The 18,827-nt window shown below is 71.5% G+C and carries 15 protein-coding genes; 6 read left to right on the top strand and 9 right to left on the bottom strand.

Annotated elements, in window-relative coordinates; translation table 11 throughout:
• Nucleotides 1-80: 80 nt before the first annotated feature.
• The 5 genes from ABZ370_RS09585 to ABZ370_RS09565 are packed head-to-tail and all read right to left on the bottom strand — an operon-like array spanning nt 81 to nt 4,743.
• On the bottom strand, nt 81-1,568 hold the full coding sequence (locus ABZ370_RS09585) for an aldehyde dehydrogenase (protein ID WP_358618590.1): 1,488 nt from the start codon (nt 1,566-1,568) through the stop codon (nt 81-83).
• The gene (locus ABZ370_RS09580) at nt 1,565-2,374 is read right to left on the bottom strand and encodes an alpha/beta fold hydrolase (RefSeq protein ID WP_358618589.1); all 810 of its coding nucleotides are present in this window, start codon (nt 2,372-2,374) and stop codon (nt 1,565-1,567) included. Before ABZ370_RS09580 ends, ABZ370_RS09585 begins: the two co-directional genes overlap by 4 nt.
• Complete coding sequence (locus tag ABZ370_RS09575; protein WP_358618587.1) at nt 2,371-2,922, bottom strand: amino acid synthesis family protein; 552 nt, start codon at nt 2,920-2,922, stop codon at nt 2,371-2,373. Before ABZ370_RS09575 ends, ABZ370_RS09580 begins: the two co-directional genes overlap by 4 nt.
• Nucleotides 2,919-3,572 carry an amino acid synthesis family protein gene (locus tag ABZ370_RS09570; RefSeq protein WP_358618586.1) on the bottom strand — a complete coding sequence of 218 codons (654 nt, stop codon included), beginning with the start codon at nt 3,570-3,572 and terminating at the stop codon, nt 2,919-2,921. Before ABZ370_RS09570 ends, ABZ370_RS09575 begins: the two co-directional genes overlap by 4 nt.
• On the bottom strand, nt 3,565-4,743 hold the full coding sequence (locus ABZ370_RS09565) for an LLM class flavin-dependent oxidoreductase (RefSeq protein ID WP_358618584.1): 1,179 nt from the start codon (nt 4,741-4,743) through the stop codon (nt 3,565-3,567). The genes ABZ370_RS09570 and ABZ370_RS09565 overlap by 8 nt, the downstream gene beginning before the upstream one ends.
• Before the next feature lie 180 nt (nt 4,744-4,923).
• On the opposite strand from ABZ370_RS09565, the gene ABZ370_RS09560 reads away from it, so the two are divergent.
• Nucleotides 4,924-5,841: a flavin reductase gene (locus tag ABZ370_RS09560; RefSeq protein ID WP_358618583.1), complete on the top strand. Its 918-nt coding sequence runs from the start codon at nt 4,924-4,926 to the stop codon at nt 5,839-5,841.
• Nucleotides 5,842-5,931: 90 nt separating this feature from the next.
• Complete coding sequence (locus ABZ370_RS09555; RefSeq protein ID WP_358618582.1) at nt 5,932-7,359, top strand: cytosine permease; 1,428 nt, start codon at nt 5,932-5,934, stop codon at nt 7,357-7,359.
• Between the two features lie 94 nt (nt 7,360-7,453).
• Here ABZ370_RS09555 and ABZ370_RS09550 read toward each other — a convergent pair whose 3' ends face one another.
• Nucleotides 7,454-8,488: a membrane dipeptidase gene (locus ABZ370_RS09550; RefSeq protein ID WP_358618580.1), complete on the bottom strand. Its 1,035-nt coding sequence runs from the start codon at nt 8,486-8,488 to the stop codon at nt 7,454-7,456.
• Between the two features lie 159 nt (nt 8,489-8,647).
• On the opposite strand from ABZ370_RS09550, the gene ABZ370_RS09545 reads away from it, so the two are divergent.
• From ABZ370_RS09545 to ABZ370_RS09530, 4 genes are all read left to right on the top strand, one after another.
• Nucleotides 8,648-9,349 carry a YoaK family protein gene (locus tag ABZ370_RS09545; protein WP_358618579.1) on the top strand — a complete coding sequence of 234 codons (702 nt, stop codon included), beginning with the start codon at nt 8,648-8,650 and terminating at the stop codon, nt 9,347-9,349.
• A gap of 49 nt (nt 9,350-9,398) precedes the next feature.
• The gene (gene sthA, locus ABZ370_RS09540) at nt 9,399-10,802 is read left to right on the top strand and encodes a Si-specific NAD(P)(+) transhydrogenase (RefSeq protein WP_358618578.1); all 1,404 of its coding nucleotides are present in this window, start codon (nt 9,399-9,401) and stop codon (nt 10,800-10,802) included.
• A 66-nt stretch (nt 10,803-10,868) separates the two neighbouring features.
• Nucleotides 10,869-12,746 (top strand): molecular chaperone DnaK, encoded by a 1,878-nt coding sequence (dnaK, locus tag ABZ370_RS09535; protein WP_358618577.1) that lies wholly within the window; start codon nt 10,869-10,871, stop codon nt 12,744-12,746.
• A gap of 133 nt (nt 12,747-12,879) precedes the next feature.
• Nucleotides 12,880-13,566, top strand: a complete 687-nt coding sequence (locus ABZ370_RS09530) for a class I SAM-dependent methyltransferase (RefSeq protein ID WP_358618799.1) — start codon at nt 12,880-12,882, stop codon at nt 13,564-13,566.
• A 9-nt stretch (nt 13,567-13,575) separates the two neighbouring features.
• Here the strand turns inward: ABZ370_RS09530 and ABZ370_RS09525 are convergent, their stop codons facing one another.
• The 3 genes from ABZ370_RS09525 to ABZ370_RS09515 form a co-directional block, all read right to left on the bottom strand.
• Nucleotides 13,576-14,748 carry an anhydro-N-acetylmuramic acid kinase gene (locus ABZ370_RS09525; RefSeq protein ID WP_358618576.1) on the bottom strand — a complete coding sequence of 391 codons (1,173 nt, stop codon included), beginning with the start codon at nt 14,746-14,748 and terminating at the stop codon, nt 13,576-13,578.
• Nucleotides 14,739-16,112 carry an MFS transporter gene (locus ABZ370_RS09520; RefSeq protein WP_358618575.1) on the bottom strand — a complete coding sequence of 458 codons (1,374 nt, stop codon included), beginning with the start codon at nt 16,110-16,112 and terminating at the stop codon, nt 14,739-14,741. Before ABZ370_RS09520 ends, ABZ370_RS09525 begins: the two co-directional genes overlap by 10 nt.
• 69 nt (nt 16,113-16,181) lie before the next feature.
• On the bottom strand, nt 16,182-18,671 hold the full coding sequence (locus ABZ370_RS09515) for a SpoIIE family protein phosphatase (protein ID WP_358618574.1): 2,490 nt from the start codon (nt 18,669-18,671) through the stop codon (nt 16,182-16,184).
• Nucleotides 18,672-18,827: the final 156 nt, after the last annotated feature.

Raw genomic sequence — 18,827 nt, 5'->3', positions numbered from 1 at the left:
CTGTCCCCGTCAACCTTCCCGTCGGTCAAGGGCGAGCCCGTGTGACCTGCCATACAAGAGCGCTCCCGTCCGGGCATACGTCACGACTTGAGGATGAACGGATCACCGGCGGGCTCCTCGCTGGTGTTGATCCACACGCTCTTCAGCCGGGTGTACTCCCGGATGACCTCCGTGCCGTGCTCGGTGCCCATGCCGCTGTCCTTGAAGCCCGCCCGGGGCGACATCGGTGACATCGAACGGTAGGTGTTGGCCCACACCGTGCCCGCCTCCAGCCGGGAGGCCATCCGGTGCACCCGGTTCACATCCCGGGTCCACACCCCGGCCGCGAGGCCGTATGCCGAGTTGTTGGCGATGGAGAGGGCCTCCTCTTCGGAGTCGAAGGGCATGACGGTGGCCACCGGGCCGAAGATCTCCTCCTGGCAGATCCGCAGCGTGTTGTCGACGTCGGTGAACACGGTGGGGGAGTAGAAGTAGCCGTTGAGGCCGGTGTCCGGCCGGGTCCCGCCGCAGACCACTTTTCCGCCCTCGGAGCGGCCCAGTTCGACGTACGACTCGACCTTCTCCAACTGGTCGGCGATGGCCAGCGGGCCCAGCTCGGTGGCGTCGTCAAGGGGGTCGCCGATCGCGATGGTGGCGGCCCGTGCCGTCACCCGCTCCAGGATCTCGTCGTACGCCTCGCGGTGCACCAGCACCCGGCTGCCCGCCACACAGGTCTGGCCCGCGGCGGCGAACACCCCGGCGATAACGCCCATGGCGGCCGAGCGCAGATCGGCGTCCGGGAAGATGATGTTGGGTGATTTGCCGCCCAGCTCCAGGGTGCAGCGGATCAGCCGTCCGGCGCAGGTCCGGGCGATCCGGCGGCCGGTTTCGGTGGAGCCGGTGAAGCTCACCTTCGCCACGTCCCGGTGCTCGGTCAGCGGGCCGCCCGCCGTTGCGCCGAAGCCGGTGACCACGTTGACCACGCCCGGCGGGAACCCCGCCTCCTCGAAGAGCGGGGCGAGCGCCAGCAGTGAGGCCGAGGTGTGCTCCGAGGGTTTGACGACGATGGTGTTGCCCGCGGCCAGCGCCGGGGCGAGCTTGGTGGCGGTGAGCAGCAGCGGGGAGTTCCAGGGGGTGATGGCACCGACCACGCCGACCGGTTCGCGCAGGGTGTAGTTGAGCAGTTCGCGGCTGCCGCCCGGGACGACATCGCCGTGGATCTTGTCGGCGAGCCCTGCGTAGTAATAGAAGTACTCGGGCAGGCCCGCGAGTTGGGCCCGCATCTCGCGCAGCAGCTTGCCGTTGTCCAGGGACTCGGTGCGGGCCAGCTCCTCGGCGTGTTCGCCGATCAGATCGCCGAGGTTCCGCAGCAGCCGGCCGCGCCGGGTCTGGCTCAGATCGCGCCAGCGCGCGTCCTCGAAGGCGGCGCGCGCGGCGCCCACCGCGCGCTCCACATCGGCGGCGGTGCCGTCCGCCGCCTCGTACCAGGGCTCGGCGGTGGCCGGGTTGACACTGGCGAAGTAGCCGCCGTCGGCGGGGGCGGTCCACTCGCCCGCGATGTAGTGGTCATGGCGCGGCAGGCGGTTCATGAGCTGTGGCACTCCTGATGTCCGGTGTGGGTGAGGATCGCGTCGGTGAGTCGCTCCGGGCACTCCAGCGGCAGCAGATGGCGGGCGCCGGGCACGATCACCGCCCGGCCGCCGGGAATCCGCTGTGCGAGCCGGAGCGACATGGCCGGGGTCGAGCCGGGGTCGTTCTCCCCGGTCACCGCGAGGGTGGGGGCGCCGATCCGGGGCAGCAGCGGCCACAGCCCGGCGTCGGCGGTCGCGAAGACGTCATAACAGGCGAGGTAGGAGACGGGGTCGTTGGCCAGCAGCGTGTCCAGCACCCGCCGCGCCAGGAGGGGTTCCTGGGCGCGCCAGCCGGGCGAGAACCAGCGGTCGACCGCCGACCACGCGGACGCCCCGAAGTCCCGGGCCGCCACCTCCCGCCGCCGCGCCACCGCCGCGCGCTCCTCCTCCGACCGCCCCGCCACCGAGCTGACGAGCGTCAGCGAGGCGGTGAGGTCCGGCCGGTCGAGGCCGAGGTGCTGGGCGACCAGGGCGCCGAGCGAGAAGCCGACGATGTGCGCCGGTCCGCTCAGCAGGGCCGCCACATCCGCGGCCAGCTCGGCGAGCGACACCCCGGGGGCGGCGGCCGGGGAGGTGCCGTGGCCGCGCAGATCGACCAGCGTCACCCGGTGCCGGGCCGTGAGCGCGGGCAGACAGCGCTCCCACATCCTCCGGTCGAGCCCGACACCGTGCAGCAGGACCAGGCCGGGCCCGGTGCCGTGTGTCTCGTGCCCCAGCGCCACCGGCGTGGCGGGGCCGGTCCCGGCCGTGCCCAAGGCGCTCACTGCTCCGTGGCGAGCGGGGCCAGCCGGGCCTGGGGGCGGCCCTGGGCGGCGGCCGCGAGCCCGACGACGATCTCGTCGGCGCGTGGTCCGTCCGCCACCCGCACCTCGATGCTCTGGTGGTGCGAGCGGATCGTGGCGTCGGTGATGTGCTTGAGCGGGATGTCGAAGACCGCGCCCGCGGCCGCGCGCTTCTCCACGGCGGGCAGCAGGGTGGTCGCCTTCGCGGCCTGCCGGAAGTGGTCGCCGAACTTGAGCGTGTGGATCAGGCCGGAGCCGTGCTCGATCTCCCCGTCCAGGCCCACGATGGCGGCCTTGCCGTAGGCCTCGACCGGCGCGCCCAGCGCCTCGACCACCCGCGGCGCCAGCAGCTCGCCGAGCTTCGGCGCCACCTCGTCGATGCCCGGCAGCAGATCCGCCACATAGCCCTGACCGGCCCAGGGGTTCTCGATGATGGCGAGCACCACCGCGGTCCGGGCCGGGGGATCGACCGGGCGGCCGCCTTCGCTGTGGATGTCCTCGGTGAAGGTGATGATCTTGCGGACGTTCACTTCACGGTCTCCATGTTGATCGGGTCCATCGGGTCCATCGGGTCTTCGCGGTCTTGGCGATTTTCGAGATCGGCGAGGCGGATGAGGGGATCGGTGGCCCGGTCCCCGATCCGCGCGTTGGGGCGGGGGCCGGACGCACCGGCCGCGATGACGACGATCTCGTCCGGCCGGGGCGCGTCGGGGATGCGGATCTGGCACGTCTGGTAGTGCGAGCGGGTCGCGGCCGCCGTCTTGTGCCACAGCGGCACGGTCAGCGGCTCACCCGCCGGAAGCCGGTCGTCGCTGAACACGATGATCGAGGTGCCCTCGGTCAGCTCCCGCAGGACGTTGCCGAAGAAGGGGGTGTGGATCAGCGCCCCGCCGTGTTCGATCTCCCCGTTCAGGCCGACGATCGCGGCCTTCCCGAACGACTCGACGCGCTCCACACCGCCCAGCGCCTCGCTCACCCGGTCGGTGAGCAGCCGGGCCAGCCCCGGGGCGATCCGCTCGACCTCGGGCTGCAGGTCGGGGACCAGGCCCAGACCCGCCCAGGGGTTACGGATCACCGCCGCCGCCGCGGCCCGGCGCACCGGCACGGCCACCGGCCGCCCCAGCTCCAGCAGCAGTTCGTCGGTGACGCCGACGACCTTGCGCAGGCCCAGGTCAGTCATGGCTGCCGCCGCCGGTGAACCGCGGCATGACCTTCTCCGCGAACAGCTCCAGGCTGCGCATCGCCTTGCGGTGCTCCAGACCGGGGTGGGTGGTCCACAGCAGCAGATGCTCCAGGCCCACCTCGTCCCGCAGCTCGGCGATCTTCTCGGACACGTACTCCGGGGTGCCGACCAGCAGATTGCGCTCCGCCAGGAAGTCGAAGGACAGCTCGTGGGCGTCGGTCAGCTCCTCGCCCGCCTCCATCAGATTGCCCAGGCCCCGGAAATGTGTGATCCACCCATAGGTGGTCATCAGCGCTTCCTCGAAGTCGGCGCGCGCCTGCTCCATGGTGTCGGCGACGTAGACGTCCCGTACCAGGCCGATGCCCTCGCCGAGCGCGTATTCGCGGCCCGACGCCTGGCTCGCGGTGTCGCGGTACAGCTCGAAGCGCTCCTTGAGCGCCGAGACCGGCGGCAGCCAGAACATGCCCTGAACACCGTCGGCGGCGGCCGCCTTGATCGACCGCGGGCTGTCGATGACCTGCCACAGCGGCGGATGGGGGCGCTGCAACGGGAACGGCGTGACCTGCATCTTGGTGATGACCCCGGCCTCGGTGTAGTCCGGGGTGGCAGGGGAGAGGGGGTGGTTCCACTTCACCCCGGGGGCGGGGAACTCGTGGAAGCGGCCCTTGTGCGAGAAGAACTCGCCGCTCCAGGCCTTGCGCAGGATCTCCACGGTCTCGTCGTACAGCGCGCGGTTCTGCTCCTGGTCGCGCGGATCGGCGAGCGCGTTGAGATTGAGCGCCTCGCGCCCGTACAGCCCGCGGCCGAGGCCCACCTCGACGCGGCCGCCGGAGAGCTGGTCCAGCATCGCGATGTCCTCGGCGAGCCGCAGCGGATGCCAGAAGGTGGCGATGTTGGCGGCCTGGCCGATCCTGATGTTCTCGGTGCGGGCGGCGATGTCGGCGCCCATCAGGACCGGGTTCGGGGTGATCTCGATCGCCTCGTGGCCGAAATGGTGCTCGGTGTACCAGGTGGACCAGAAGCCCGCCCGGTCCGCGGCGACCGCGAACTCCCGGGCCTCGTCCATGACTTCGGCGTAGGAGCCGAGCCGGCCCGGTGCTCCGAGGTTGTGGAATATCGAGAATCGCATGCAGCGTCCGTCCTGTTCTTCCGGGTCGCGCTGTGCCATGGCAGTGAGGCTAGGAGTCCGGTTCGGGGCCGTCAAGGGTTAACGTTCGGGCAACAACCTTGACCTGTGCATTTGGTGGGAGACCGGTTCTTTCCCGGCTCATTTGGTCCAAGGTGTTGACAGTCATTGATGACGTTCCTACCGTCCTCTGCCATACAAGAGCTGAATGAGGGATCAGTCATGACGCACACTCTTGACCGCACCACCCGCATCCGCTCCGCCTGGCAGGCCGCCTGGGATCAGGGCCGGGTGGAGGCACTCGACGAACTGCTCAGCCCCGGTTACATACGGCGCCGCGGCCTCGCCGCGGCACCCCAGGACCGCGAGCAGTTCAAGAGCTCCGTAACTGCCATCCGCGAGGCGTTCCCCGACCTGCACACCGAGATCGAGGAGATCGTGGAGGACGGTGAGGGGCTGGCGATCCGCTGGCGCAGCACCGGCAGCCACACCGGCGACTTCCTCGGCGTGCCGCCCACCGGCCGCCCGGTCGAGGTCTCCGGCGCCACCTTCACCCACTTCGACGACGGTGTGATCGCCGAGGAATGGGTGACCTGGGACCCCCGCCAGCTGCTGGAGGCGCTGGGGATCATCACCACCACCCAGGAGGCCGCCGTCGACGCCGATCTGGTGCGCGGGGTGCACCGCAAGTTCATCACCGGTGTGACGGTGGTGACCACCGACGACGCCGGTACGCCCAGGGGGCTGGCCGTCAACGCCTTCTCCAGCATCTCGCTGGACCCGCCGATGGTGCTGGTCTGCGTCCAGCACAGCTCCACGACCCACCCCGCGCTGCACCGGGCCACCCATCTGGGCATCAACATCCTCGCCGCGGGCCAGCTCGACGTCGCCAAGGTCTTCGCGTCCAAGTCGGACGACAAGTTCGCCGGACTGTCCTGGACCCCGGGCGATTCCGGCGTCCCCCTGATCGACGGGTCCTGCGCTCAGCTGGAGGTGGAGATCGGCGAGCGGCTGGAAGCGGGCAGTCACACCGTCTTCACCGGCCGGGTGGTCGCGGCCCGTCACGAGGACCTGGCACCTCTGGTCTACAGTGGTGGCGGGTTTTTCGATATCTCGAACACAGCGCCTTTGCCGTGGTGAGACGCCTCCGGCCGCGCCTGGACCCACCCCCCACTTCGCACACCGTCACTCCTTGACGCCCAGATCTCCCCCTGCCCCAGGAGCACGCCCATGACCCACGACGATGCGGCGCCGGTCTACGGCAGCGCCGTCACCAAAGTGGAACCCTTCGGGGTCGACCACATCCCCGACAACGAGCGGCACGGCAAACCCAGCTCGCAGTTCTTCGTCTGGTTCGCCGCCGGCCTCAACTTTCCCATCATCCTGCTCGGATTCAGCGCGATCAGCCTGGGCCTCAGCTTCACCGGCGCGGTCGCCGCGATCGTCGTCGGGGCCGGGGTCGGCTCGGTGCTGATGGCCGTGATGTCCAAGATGGGCGTACGGCTCGGGGTGCCGCAGCAGATCCAGGCGCGCGGGCCGCTGGGCTTCTTCGGAAACTTCCTGCCGGTGGCGTACATCAATGTGTTCGCCGGGGTCGGCTGGGCCTCGGTCACCGTGATCCTCGGTGGCAAGGCGATCTCCGAGCTGACCCATCTGCCCTACTGGCTCTGTGGCATGCTGCTCACCGCCGTCGTGCTGGTGGTGTCCATCTTCGGCTACAACATGATCAACTTCCTTCAGCGGGTGCTCACTTATGTGCTCACCCCGCTGTTCGCGATGATCACGGTCGTGGCCCTGGTGCGCGGCGCGGGCACCTTCGACGCCAACCCGAAGGCGTCCGGCTACATCGGCGACACGGGCGGCTGGATCACCTTCTGCGGCTGGTTCCTCTCCTTCCTGGTCGCCTGGGCGCCGTTCGCCTCCGACTACTCGCGCTATCTGCCGGACACCCCGGCCGTGGTGAAGCGCACCGCCTGGTACACCGGGTTCGGCAACTTCGTCACCATCTGCTGGCTCGGCATCCTGGGCGTCCTGGTCGGCTCCAACGCCAACAGCACCGACTCCATCACCGCCCTCCACGAACTGGCCGGGCCGTTCGCCGTACCCGCGCTGATCGCGGTCGGCCTCTCGGCGCTCGCGCAGAACTTCCTCAACGTCTACGGCGGCGCGATCTCCGTCCAGACGCTGAAGGTGCCGGTCACCCGGACCCAGGCGGTCACCGTCATCTGTCTGCTGGCGTATGTGATCAGCCTGTGGGGCGAGTCCGGGATCGAGGAGAAGTTCTCGGTGTTCCTCAACCTCACCGCGTACTTCATCGCGCCCTTCGCCGTCGTGCTGCTCCTGGACTACGGGCTGGGCGGCCGCTCCGACCCGGCGCGGATCGCCGAACTGTACGACCGCGGGCGGGTGCTCTCCTGGGGCTTCGTCGCGTGGGCGGGCGGTGTCCTGGCGTCCATACCCTTCTGGGAGTCCAAGGTGTACACCGGGGCGTTCGCCTCGGCGTACCCGAGCGCGGGTGACCTGAGCATGTACGTCGCCGCGGGTGTCTCCGTGGTGCTCTATCTGCTGACCTACCGGCTGAAGCCGCTGTGGGCGCGTGCCGGTGAGGACGTCCCGGCCGGGACGTCGGCGGAACCTGCGGCGGTGGCGGGCTCCTGACGGGACCTCGGCGAACGGGCGGCATCGCGGTGGCGGTGCCGCCCGTTTCCGTCTGTCGCGGGCGGGCGCCGGTCAGGCGGGGCGGCCGAGCCGGTCAGGCGGGGCGGCCCAGCTCCTTGCGGAACAGGTCCAGCACATTGCCGCCCAGGATCTGGTGAACCGCGGCCTCCGAGAAGCCCCTGCCGAGCAGCGCCTCGGTGACCAGGGGAAGGCCGCGGGGCCCTTCGAGCCCCGGCACGACCAACTCGGCGTACTCCAGGTCCTCGCAGCACGGCGGGCTGACATCGGCGCTGACCTCCTTGATGAAGTCCGGCCCCAGCCCCACCCGGTCCGGCCCGGCGACCTCCGCGATATGGGCGATGTGGTCGGCCAGCCGGTCCACCGTGCGCTCGTCCGGATCGGTGGCCAGGAACTCGCCGAGGAAGTTCACGCACACCATGCCGCCGGTGGCCACGATGCCGCGGATCTGGTCGTCGGTGAGATTGCGGTGATGGTCGAGCAGCGCACGCGCCGACGAGTGGGTGGCCAGCACCGGGCGGGTGGCCAGCTCCAGCACATGGGCCACGCCCGACGCGCTCAGATGCGAGACGTCGAAGAGGATGCCCAGGCGCTCCATCTCCCGCAGCGCCTCGACCCCGGCCGCCGTCAGCCGGCTGCCGGTGGCGTCCTCGCCGCTGCCGTCGGCCAGCGCGGTGCGCCCCCAGTGGGCGATGGAGGCGACACGAACGCCCAGGCGGTGGACGGTGGGGATCAGCTCGACGTCGGCGTCGAGGCCGGGGGCGCTCTCCAGCGCCAGCACCAGCGCGATCCTGCCCTCCGCCAGCGCGGCGTCGATGTCGGACCCGTCCAGGCACAGCCGTACCTCGTCCGGATTGCCCTCGGCCAGCATATGCGCGCACTCGATCATGCGGAGCGTCTCCCGCAGCGCGCCTTCGGGCCGGAACCGGTCCTCGATGAAGACCGGCAGCACCTGGAGGTCCACACCGCCCTCGCGCAGCTGCGGCAGCCACCGCTCCCGGAAGAAGGACGCCCAGCGCCTCGGCGGGCGGGCGGCGACGGCGACCAGCAGATCGTTGTGGGCGTCGGCGACGACCGCGCGGTGATGGAGTTCGCGGGACACGTGCGGCATTCCTCCACGGCTCAGGGGGCGTTACGGGGCGGAGCCCCCCGAACCTAACGGTGCGGTGGCGGTACGGAAAGCGGTATACGGCCGGAGTTCCGGCCCGCTGTTTCCTCACCTGTTTCCCGGGCACCGGGAAGGGCACCCGAACCGCCCGGAGGTGGCCGAATGGCGGACGGCGACGAGACCACCGGTGACAGCGGGCTGGTAGCGACCGCCCTCGCGCTCACCGTGGCCACCGGTGCGATGGATGCGATCAGCTTCCTCGCCCTCGGTGGCGTCTTCGTCAGCGTCATGACGGCCAACCTCTCGCTCCTCGGCATCTCGGCGGGTGCCCAGGACCCGCAGCGGGCCCTGGACGCCGCCGTCGCGGTGGCCGGATTCATCGTGGGCGCCCTGCTCAGCGCCCGGATCGCCCGGGGCGAGCGGCCGGTACGGCGCGTCCGCTGGGCCCTCGGCGTGGAAGTGCTCGCGCTCGGCGGGCTGTGGGCGGGGTGGGCCACGGCGGGCGGCCACCCGGGCGGGGGCGTGCGGCTGGGGCTGCTCGCGGTGGCCGCGCTCGCCATGGGCGGCCAGAGCGGTCTGGTGCGCGCCGTCGGACCGCCCGGGATGTCCACCACCTACCTCACCGGCACCCTGACCGGTCTGCTGGTCGACGTGGCCCGCGACGGCCGGGTGCGCTGGGTCAGCGCGGCGCTGCTCGCCGCCCTCGTCGCGGGCGCGGCGCTCGGCGCACTGCTGGTCACCCACGCGGCCCCGGCCGCGCCCGCCCTGCCGACCGGGCTGGTCGCGCTGGTCCTCCTGGTGTCCCTCACCCCACCGGCCCGGGACGTCACCCACCTCAAGTGGGCGTCGAGTCGGGGACGTTGAGCGGTGGAACGCCCTTCCGGCGGGCGGGTCCGGGTGACAGACTCCAGCCGTGACCGACTTCGACATGCTTGTCATCGGATCAGGCCCGGGCGGTCAGAAGGCCGCCATCGCGGCGGCCAAACTCGGCCGCCGGGTCGCCGTCGTCGACCGGCCGGAGATGGTGGGCGGGGTGTCCCTGCACACCGGGACCGTGCCGTCCAAGACGCTGCGCGAGGCGGTGCTCTACCTCACCGGGCTGACCCAGCGGGATCTGTACGGCCAGAGCTACCGGCTCAAGGACGAGATCACGGTCGCGGATCTGACGGCGCGCACCCGGCATGTGGTGGGCCGCGAGGTGGATGTCGTCCGCAATCAGCTCTCCCGCAACCGGGTCGCGCTCTTCTCCGGCACCGGACGGTTCGTGGACGACCACACCGTGGCCGTGACGGACACCTCCGGCCAGGAACAGCTGCTGACCGCGCGGCACATCGTGATCGCCACCGGCACCCGCCCGGCCCGCCCGGCGAGCGTGGAGTTCGACGAGCGCACGGTGATGGACTCCGACAGCGTCCTGAGCATGGAGCGGGTGCCGCGTTCCATGGTCATCGTGGGGGCCGGGGTGATCGGCATCGAGTACGCCTCGATGTTCGCCGCGCTGGGCAGCAAGGTCACCGTGGTCGAGCAGCGCGACGGCATGCTGGACTTCTGCGACGTCGAGATCGTCGAGGCGCTCCGGTACCGGCTGCGGGACCTCGCCGTCACCTTCCGCTTCGGCGAGACGGTCGCGGCGGTGGAGCGGCATGAGCGCGGCACTCTGACCGTGCTGGAGAGCGGGAAGAAGATCCCGGCCGACGCGGTGATGTACTCCGCGGGGCGGCAGGGGCTCACCGAGGAGCTGGACCTCGCCAGGGCGGGGCTCGCCGCCGACCGGCGTGGCCGGATCACGGTGGACGAGCACTACCGTACGGCCGTGCCGCACATCTACGCGGTGGGCGATGTCATCGGGTTCCCGGCGCTGGCCGCGACCTCCATGGAGCAGGGCCGCAGCGCGGCGTACCACGCGTGCGACGAGCCGGTGAACCCGATCCACGATCTTCAGCCCATCGGGATCTACTCCATCCCCGAGATCAGCTTCATCGGCCGGACCGAGGACCAGCTGACGGACGCCAGGGTGCCGTTCGAGGTCGGGGTCTCGCGCTACCGCGAGCTGGCCCGCGGCCAGATCGTCGGCGACGGGCACGGCATGCTGAAGCTGCTGGTGTCCCCGGAGGACCGGCGGCTGCTCGGGGTGCACTGCTTCGGCACCGGCGCGACCGAGCTGATCCACATCGGCCAGGCGGTGATGGGCTGCGGCGGCACCGTCGACTATCTGGTGGACGCGGTGTTCAACTATCCGACCTTCGCCGAGTCCTACAAGGTCGCCGCCCTCGACGCGACGAACCGGATGCGCGAGGTCGACCACCTCGGGGACTGATTCCGCCCCGCCGCCCCATACCGCGTCTTTTGGGATACTGGGAGGCGTATCGGGAGGTGGTTCGACATGACCCGCGCAGTCGGTATCGACCTGGGGACGACGAACTCCGTGGTCTCGGTCCTCGAAGGCGGTGAGCCCACCGTCGTCACCAACACCGAAGGCGCCCGGACCACCCCCTCGGTGGTCGCCTTCGCGAAGAACGGGGAGGTGCTGGTCGGTGAGGTGGCCAAGCGCCAGGCCGTGACCAACGTGGACCGCACCGCCCGGTCGGTCAAGCGCCACGTGGGGGAGGAGCGGTGGCGCTTCCCGGCCACGGGCGATGTGGACGGCAAGCGGTACACCGCCCAGGAGATCTCCGCGCGGGTGCTGCAGAAGCTCAAGCGCGACGCGGAGGCCTACCTCGGCGAGGACGTCACGGACGCCGTCATCACCGTCCCCGCGTACTTCAACGACAGTCAGCGCACCGCCACCAAGGAGGCGGGCGAGATCGCCGGGCTGAAGGTGCTGCGGATCATCAACGAGCCCACGGCGGCCGCCCTCGCCTATGGGCTGGACCGGGAGAACGACCAGCGCATCCTGGTCTTCGACCTCGGTGGCGGCACCTTCGACGTCTCGCTGCTGGAGATCGGCGAGGGGGTCGTCGAGGTCAAGGCCACCAACGGCGACACCCACCTCGGCGGCGACGACTGGGATCAGCGCGTCGTCGACCACCTGGTGAAGCAGTTCAAGAATGCCTACGGGGTCGACCTGGCCAAGGACAAGATGGCGGTGCAGCGGCTGCGCGAGGCCGCCGAGAAGGCCAAGATCGAGCTGTCCGCGGCCACCGAGACCACCATCAACCTGCCCTACATCACCGCGTCCGCCGAGGGCCCGCTGCACCTGGACGAGAAGCTCAGCCGCTCGCAGTTCCAGCAGCTGACCGCGGACCTGCTGGAGCGCTGCAAGGCCCCCTTCCACCAGGCGATCAAGGACGCCGGGGTCAAGACCTCCGACATCGACCACGTGATCATGGTCGGCGGTTCGACCCGGATGCCCGCGGTGTCCGGCCTGGTCAAGGAGCTGACCGGCAAGGAGCCGCACAAGGGAGTCAACCCGGACGAGGTCGTGGCCATCGGCGCGTCCCTCCAGGCCGGTGTGCTCAAGGGCGAGGTCAAGGACGTCCTGCTGCTGGACGTCACCCCGCTGTCCCTCGGCATCGAGACCAAGGGCGGCATCATGACCAAGCTGATCGAGCGCAACACCACGATCCCCACCAAGCGCTCGGAGGTCTTCACCACCGCCGAGGACAACCAGCCTTCGGTGCAGATCCAGGTGTTCCAGGGCGAGCGCGAGATCGCCGCGTACAACAAGAAGCTCGGGATGTTCGAGCTGACGGGGCTGCCGCCCGCGCCGCGCGGGGTGCCGCAGATCGAGGTGGCCTTCGACATCGACGCGAACGGCATCATGCACGTCTCCGCCAAGGACCTGGGCACCGGCACGGAGCAGCGGATGACCGTGACCGGCGGCTCGGCGCTGCCGAAGGACGACATCGACCGCATGATGCGGGAGGCCGAGAGTTACGCGGAGGAGGACCACCGGCGCCGCGAGGCCGCCGAGACCCGCAACCAGGCCGAAACCCTCGTCTACCAGACCGAGAAGCTGCTGCGCGACCAGCCCGGGAAGGTGCCGCAGGACGTCCGGGAGGAGGCCGAGACGGCGGTCGCGGAGCTGAAGGAGGCCCTGAAGGGCGAGGACACCACCGCGATCCGGAACGCCACCGACAAGACCGCCGCCGTCGGGCAGAAGATCGGCACCGCCCTCTACGCCCAGGCGCAGCAGCAGCCGGGGACCCCGGACGGGGGCGGGGGCGGCGACGGAGGCCAGGGCGGGGCACACGCGGACGCCGACGAGGTCGTGGACGCGGAGATCGTGGACGAGGAGAAGCCGAAGGGAAGCACCGGCTGACCGCCCCGGAAGGTGAGCGCCGGAGGGTGAGCCCCGGAAGGTACGTCCCGGAAGGTGTGCTCCGGCCATGGCGCCGACCCGGAATACGAGGACAATGGGGGTGACGTGGGGTGACGTGGAGAAACCCGGGGAGGTGTCCGTGAGCAAGGGGACCGGCGACACCGGCTACCGGAACATACGGCTCGACCGCACCGGTCAGGCCGAGGCCTTCGACGCCATAGGCGACCGCTACGACGAGGCGTTCCCGCACAAGGAGGGCCAGCTCGCCGCCGGCGAGTGGCTCGTCGGGCTGCTCCCGCCCGGCTCCCGGGTGCTCGATCTGGGCTGCGGCACCGGGCTCCCCACCGCGCGCCAGCTGACCGGCGCCGGGCTCCGGGTCACCGGAGTCGACCTGTCCGCCGGAATGGTGCGGCTCGCCCGGTCCTATGTCCCCGGCGCCGACTTCCACCAGCTGGACATCGCCGATCTGCGCCCCGGAGGCCCGGCCGATCTGGGCCGGTTCGACGCGGTCACGGCGTTCTTCTCGCTGCTGATGCTGCCCCGTGCCGAGATCCCGCTCGCGCTGGGCACCATCCGTCGCCTGCTGTCCCCCGGCGGGCTGTTCGCCCTGTCGATGGTGGAGGCCGACGTGGACGACTTCTCGATCCCGTTCCTCCGCTCCACCATCCGGGTCACCGGCTATCTGCGGGACGATCTGCGCGGGGTGATCGAGGCGGCCCGCTTCGAGATCGTCGACGAGGCGTCCTACAGCTACGCACCGGCCTCCTCGGACGTCCCGCCCGAGGAACAGATCTTCCTCCGGTGCCGACGAGGCGGCTGAGGAACCGGCTCACCGGGGGAAGATCTCCAGCCGGGACGGCGCCGGGAGGTCCGGCGGCGGCAGGGCGAGCGGCCGCCGTCCCGGGGTGATCGAGCCCAGGACGCGGGGGTGCCGGGCGCCGGTGCAGCTCGGAACCGTGCCCACCAGGCCGTGGGCGGTCAGGAAGCCCAGGACGGCGAAGGCGTACGCCTCCTTGGCCGCCGCCGGAAGCCCGAGGTCGTCGGAGACCCGCAGGGCGATGCTGCCGAGCGTGCGGCGCAGCGCGGCCATCAGAGCGGGGTTGCGGGTGCCGCCGCCGGAGGCGATCACCTCGGTGGCGTGGACGGAGCGCGCCGCGTCGGCCACGGTGCGGGCGGTCAGCTCGGTGACGGTGGCGATGACGTCGTGGCCGTCGACCGGGCCGGTGGCCGCCAGCGCGGTCCGCAGATAGGGCAGATGGAACAGTTCCTTGCCGGTCGTCTTGGGCGGGGAGAGCGCGTAGTACGGCTCGGCCAGCAGCCGTTCCAGCAGCCCGGGGTGGAGAGTGCCGCGTGCGCCGAGGGCGCCGTCCGCGTCGTGGTCGAGCCGTCCGTCCGTCAGATCCCGTACCGCCGCGTCGATGAGGGCGTTCGCGGGGCCGGTGTCGAAGGCTCGCGGCTCACCGGCCCGGGGGACCACGGTGAGGTTGGCGATGCCGCCCAGGTTCAGGGCGGCGCACACCCCGGGCCGCCCGCGCAGCCACAGCGTGTCGACCAGGCTGACCAGCGGGGCGCCCTGGCCGCCCGCGGCCACGTCCCGGCTGCGCAGGTCGGAGACGACCGGGACGCCGGTGGCCTCGGCGATCCAGGCGGGCTGGCCGAGTTGCAGCGTGCCATGCACCCGGCCGTACTCGGCCCAGTGGTACACGGTCTGGCCGTGCGAGCTGATCAGATCGGCCCGTCCGTCGCACAGCTCCCGGTCGGCGCGGACGGCGAGCCGGGCGAACGCCTGGCCGATACGGGTGTCGAGCGCGCACACATCCGCCATGGTGGTCGCCGCCGGTGGCAGCGCGGCGCTCAGGGCCGCGCGTAACGTGTCCGGATAGGCGGCGCCGATCAGGCCCAGCGGGGCGAGCACCAGCGTGTCGCCGTCGAGGGCCAGATCGGCGGCCGCCGCGTCCACCGCGTCATGGGATGTGCCCGACATGAGTCCGATCACGCGCATGGGGTCTCCTCCTCGGTCTCGTCCCGGGGCGGGTGCGGCTCCTCCTCCCGCAGCGTGCCCCGGTGGGTGTCGCCGCGCAGGGTGGCCAGGGCGATCAGGCTGAGAGCGCCGGTCGCCGCCACGTAGTACGCGGGGATGTCCGCATCGCCGGTCCGTTTGATCGCCTCGGTGATGATCAGCCCGGCGCACCCCGAGAACACGGCGTTCGACAGCGCGTACGCCAGCCCGAGCCCGGTGTACCGGACCCGGGTCGGGAACATCTCGGCGAGCATCGCCGGTCCCGGACCCGCCATCAGCCCGACCACCGCGCCCGCCACCAGGACGGCCACGCCCCGGACGAGGGCCGAACTGGCCGGATTCTGAAGGATGTTGAGCAGCGGGAAGGCGAGCACGGTCACCAGGGCGGCACCGGTCAGCATGACCGGGCGCCGTCCGATCCGGTCGCTGAGCAGCCCCGCCGGGAGAATGGCGGCCGCGAAACCTGCGTTGGCCACCACGGTGGCGACCAGCGCCTGCTGAAAGCTCGCGTCCAGAGTGGCCTGCAGATACGAGGGCATGACGACCAGGAACGTGTACCCGGCCGCCGCCCAGCCCATGACGCGCCCGGCGCCCAGGCCGATGGCGCGGGCCAGCTCGCGGCGGGAGGCGACCGGGAGGGCCGCCGCGCCCGCCGTCCCCGTGGCGCCCGTGGCGCCCGTGTCCACGTGCGTCCTGCGGAACGACGGGGTCTCCTCAAGTCTCAGCCGCAGCCACAGCGCGGTCAGCCCGATCGGCAGGGCCAGCAGGAACGGCACCCGCCAGCCCCAGTCGTTCAGCGCCTCCTCGCTCAGCGCGGTGGCCAGGACGGCGGCGGTCCCGGCCCCGGCGAGCAGCCCCAGCGCGACGGTGAACGACTGCCACGCCCCGTACAGCCCGCGGCGCCCCGGCGGAGCGAACTCCGTCATGACCGACACCGTGCCGCCGAACTCCCCGCCCGCGGAGAGCCCCTGCAGAATCCGCGCCAGGGTGAGCAGCCACGGGGCGGCGGCGCCCACCGTGTCGTACGTGGGCAGCAGGCCGATGAGCGTGGTGGCGCCCGTCATCAGCGCGAGCACCAGGATCAGGGTCGGGCGCCGTCCGATCCGGTCGCCGGTGCGGCCGAAGACGGCGGCGCCCAGGGGCCGGAAGAAGAACGCGAGCCCGAACGAGGCATAGGTCCTGACCAGGCCCTCGATCTCGCTGCCGCCCTCGGGGGTGAAGAAGTTCGTGGCGATGACCGTCGCGAAGAAGCCGTAGACACCGAACTCGTACCACTCGATGAAATTGCCGACCGAACCCGCCAGCAGGGCGCGGCGCACGGCCGGACCGGGGAGAGAAGCGCTCACATCCGCAACCCGTACCCGCCCGGGGCGGGTATGTACCGGAAGTACCGGGCCACAGGAGCACCGGAGGGGCTACCGGCGCGGGCCGTTCAGTGGCTGCTCGGCCCAGATGGTCTTGCGGTCGCCGGAGTAGCGGGTGCCCCAGCGCTGGCTGAGCTGGGCGATGAGGAACAGGCCGCGGCCGCCCTCGTCCATCCGTCCGGCCCGGCGCAGATGCGGCGCCGCCGCGCTGCTGTCGGAGACCTCGCAGATCAGCGACTGGTTTCTGACCAGCCGCAGTTGGATCGGGCTGCGGGCGTGCACGATCGCGTTGGTGAGCAGCTCGGTGACCACGACCTGGGTGGTGGCCACGAGATGGCCCAGCTGCCACCGTGACAGCTGGCGCGCCACCTGGGCCCGGGCCAGGGCGACGACTTCGGGCTCGGCGGGCAGGTCCCAGGCGGCGCAGCGGTCGTCGCTCAGCGCCCGGGTACGGGCCACCAGCAGCGCCACGTCGTCGGACGGATGGCCCGGGATCAGCCGGGAGACGACGGTGTCGCACACCGCGTCCAGTGACAGATCGCGGCAGCCGTCGTCCAGGGCGCGGCGCAGCCGGTCGAGCCCGGCGTCGATGTCGTCGTCGCGCGACTCCACCAGGCCGTCGGTGTAGAGCACGAGCAGGCTGCGGTCGGGCAGCTCCACCTCGGTGGCCTCGAACGGCAGCCCGCCCACGCCCAGCGGCGGCCCGTTCGGCGAGTCCAGGAACGAGGCACGGCCGCCGGGGGTGACGACGGCGGGCGGGGGGTGGCCCGCCCGGGCGAAGGTGAGATGCCGGGTGATGGGGTCATAGACCGCGTACACGCAGGTGGCGCCGAAGGCCCAGGCGTCGATGGCCGGTTCGGACGAGAAACCGGCCGCGGGGCCGGTGGCATCGCCGGACTCCTGGTTCTCGTCGGCCTGTTCGGCGACCAGCCGCCGCACCTGGTCGTCGACATGGGCCAGCAGTTCATCGGGCGGAAGGTCGAGATCGGCCAGGGTGCGGACGGCGGTGCGCAGCCGCCCCATGGTGACGGCGGCCTTCATCCCGTGGCCGACCACGTCCCCCACGACGAGCGCCACCCGGGCGCCGGACAGCGGGATCACATCGAACCAGTCGCCGCCCACCCCCAGCCGGCTGCCGGCGGGCAGGTAGCGCGACCGGGCCTCCACCGCCGCCTGGGTGGGCATCCGCTGGGGGAGCAGGCTGCGCTGGAGGGCGAGGGCGGTGCCGCGTTCGCGGGTGTAGCGGCGGGCGTTGTCGACGCAGACCGCGGCGCGGGCCACGATCTCGTCGGCGAGCAGCAGATCGTCCTGTTCGAAGGGGTCGGTGCGCTGCCGCCGCAGGAACACCGCCACTCCGAGGGTGCTGCCGCGTGCCCGGACCGGCACCACCATCCAGGAGTGGATGCCCCACCGCTTGATGCCCTCGGCCCGTTTCGGATCGTCGGCGAGCCAGCCGGGGACCGCTCCGGGGCCGTTCACCGATTCCAGGACGGAGGTGCCGGTGGCCAGGGCACGGGCGAAGGGGGAGTCCGGGGCGGACGCGTGGACGTCCACGTCCTCCACGTCGGCCACCGCCTCGGGGATGCCGGGCACGATGGACTGGTGCGCGGCGCGCCGGAACACGCTCTCGCGCGCCACCGCCCCGGTGGGCGGCTCCTCGCCCTCGAAGACCGAGTCGATGAGGTCGATGCAGGCGAAGTCCGCGAGCCGGGGCACCGCCACGTCCGCCAGTTCCTGGGCGGTGTGCAGCAGGTCGAGGGTGGAGCCGATGCGGGCGCTGGCGTCGTTCAGCACCGCGAGCCGCTCCCGGGCGCGGTGCCGTTCGGTGATGTCGAGCACCGCGTGGCAGACGGCGAACACCTGGCCGGAGCGGTCCTTGAGCGGGAAGACCGAGTTGGACCAGACGCGCTCCCGGCCCGGGTCGGAGGGCACCCGGCCCCGGATCTCGATGTCGGCGACCGCGACGCCCTGGCGGAGTACCTGGGTTTGCATCGCCTCGATTCCGGAGGTGTCCACCCGCGAGACCGTCTCGCCCAGGGTGCGCCCCAGGCGCTCCTCGTCCCGGACGCCGCTCAGCCGGCGCAGCGCGGCGTTCTGCATCAGACAACGGCACTGGTCGTCGTAGACGCTCATGGCGACGGGTGCCGCCAGGCCCAGTCCGTCCAGGAGTGCGCGGCCGATGTCCTGGCGCCGCACCGACGCCTCACGGGTGGCCTCCAGCAGCCAGTGGGGGCGCCCGTCGCCCGGGGACCACGGCTGGGCCCACAGGACGGTGCGGATCTCCTCGCCGTCGCGGTGGCGCAGCACCGCGGGGCGGCCTCCGGCGGCGGTGTACGCGTCGACGCGGGGCGGCTCCGGGCCGCCGGGGGCGAACAGCTCGGCCACCGGGTGTCCGACCACGTCCTCGGCCCGGTATCCGAGGAGATTTTGCGCGCCCAGGCTCCAGCCGGTCAGCACGCCCCGCTCGTCGACCACGAGAGCGGCCTCCGAGACCAGGTCGGGGAGGTGGTGGGGCCATCCGCGGTAGGTGCTGTCGCCCATTGCATGCGCTCTCGCCTCGTATCGGCACGTGCAGCGAATTTTACTCCGCCGGACTCGGACGCCCCCTTGGCGTCGATCATTAATTCATATTTAATATCGGCCGTGAAGCCTTCTTCTTCCGCTCAGGGGTCCGCTCCGGGGCCCGCTCAGGCCGCT

The sequence above is a fragment of the Streptomyces sp. NPDC005962 genome, from assembly GCF_040629205.1.
Classification (GTDB): domain Bacteria; phylum Actinomycetota; class Actinomycetes; order Streptomycetales; family Streptomycetaceae; genus Streptomyces.
Note: the sequence above shows the minus strand (reverse complement) of the source record. Positions and strands in the feature narration are given on the sequence as shown.

Excerpts from the sequence above, each read along its gene's own strand:
- ABZ370_RS09515 (WP_358618574.1), bottom strand. The coding sequence starts at position 18,671 with ATGGGCGACAGCACCTACCGCGGATGGCCCCACCACCTCCCCGACCTG.
- ABZ370_RS09545 (WP_358618579.1), top strand. The coding sequence starts at position 8,648 with ATGGCGGACGGCGACGAGACCACCGGTGACAGCGGGCTGGTAGCGACC.
- ABZ370_RS09555 (WP_358618582.1), top strand. The coding sequence starts at position 5,932 with ATGACCCACGACGATGCGGCGCCGGTCTACGGCAGCGCCGTCACCAAA.
- ABZ370_RS09585 (WP_358618590.1), bottom strand. The coding sequence starts at position 1,568 with ATGAACCGCCTGCCGCGCCATGACCACTACATCGCGGGCGAGTGGACC.
- dnaK (WP_358618577.1), top strand. The coding sequence starts at position 10,869 with ATGACCCGCGCAGTCGGTATCGACCTGGGGACGACGAACTCCGTGGTC.
- ABZ370_RS09570 (WP_358618586.1), bottom strand. The coding sequence starts at position 3,572 with ATGACTGACCTGGGCCTGCGCAAGGTCGTCGGCGTCACCGACGAACTG.
- ABZ370_RS09525 (WP_358618576.1), bottom strand. The coding sequence starts at position 14,748 with ATGCGCGTGATCGGACTCATGTCGGGCACATCCCATGACGCGGTGGAC.
- ABZ370_RS09560 (WP_358618583.1), top strand. The coding sequence starts at position 4,924 with ATGACGCACACTCTTGACCGCACCACCCGCATCCGCTCCGCCTGGCAG.
- ABZ370_RS09550 (WP_358618580.1), bottom strand. The coding sequence starts at position 8,488 with ATGCCGCACGTGTCCCGCGAACTCCATCACCGCGCGGTCGTCGCCGAC.
- ABZ370_RS09565 (WP_358618584.1), bottom strand. The coding sequence starts at position 4,743 with ATGGCACAGCGCGACCCGGAAGAACAGGACGGACGCTGCATGCGATTC.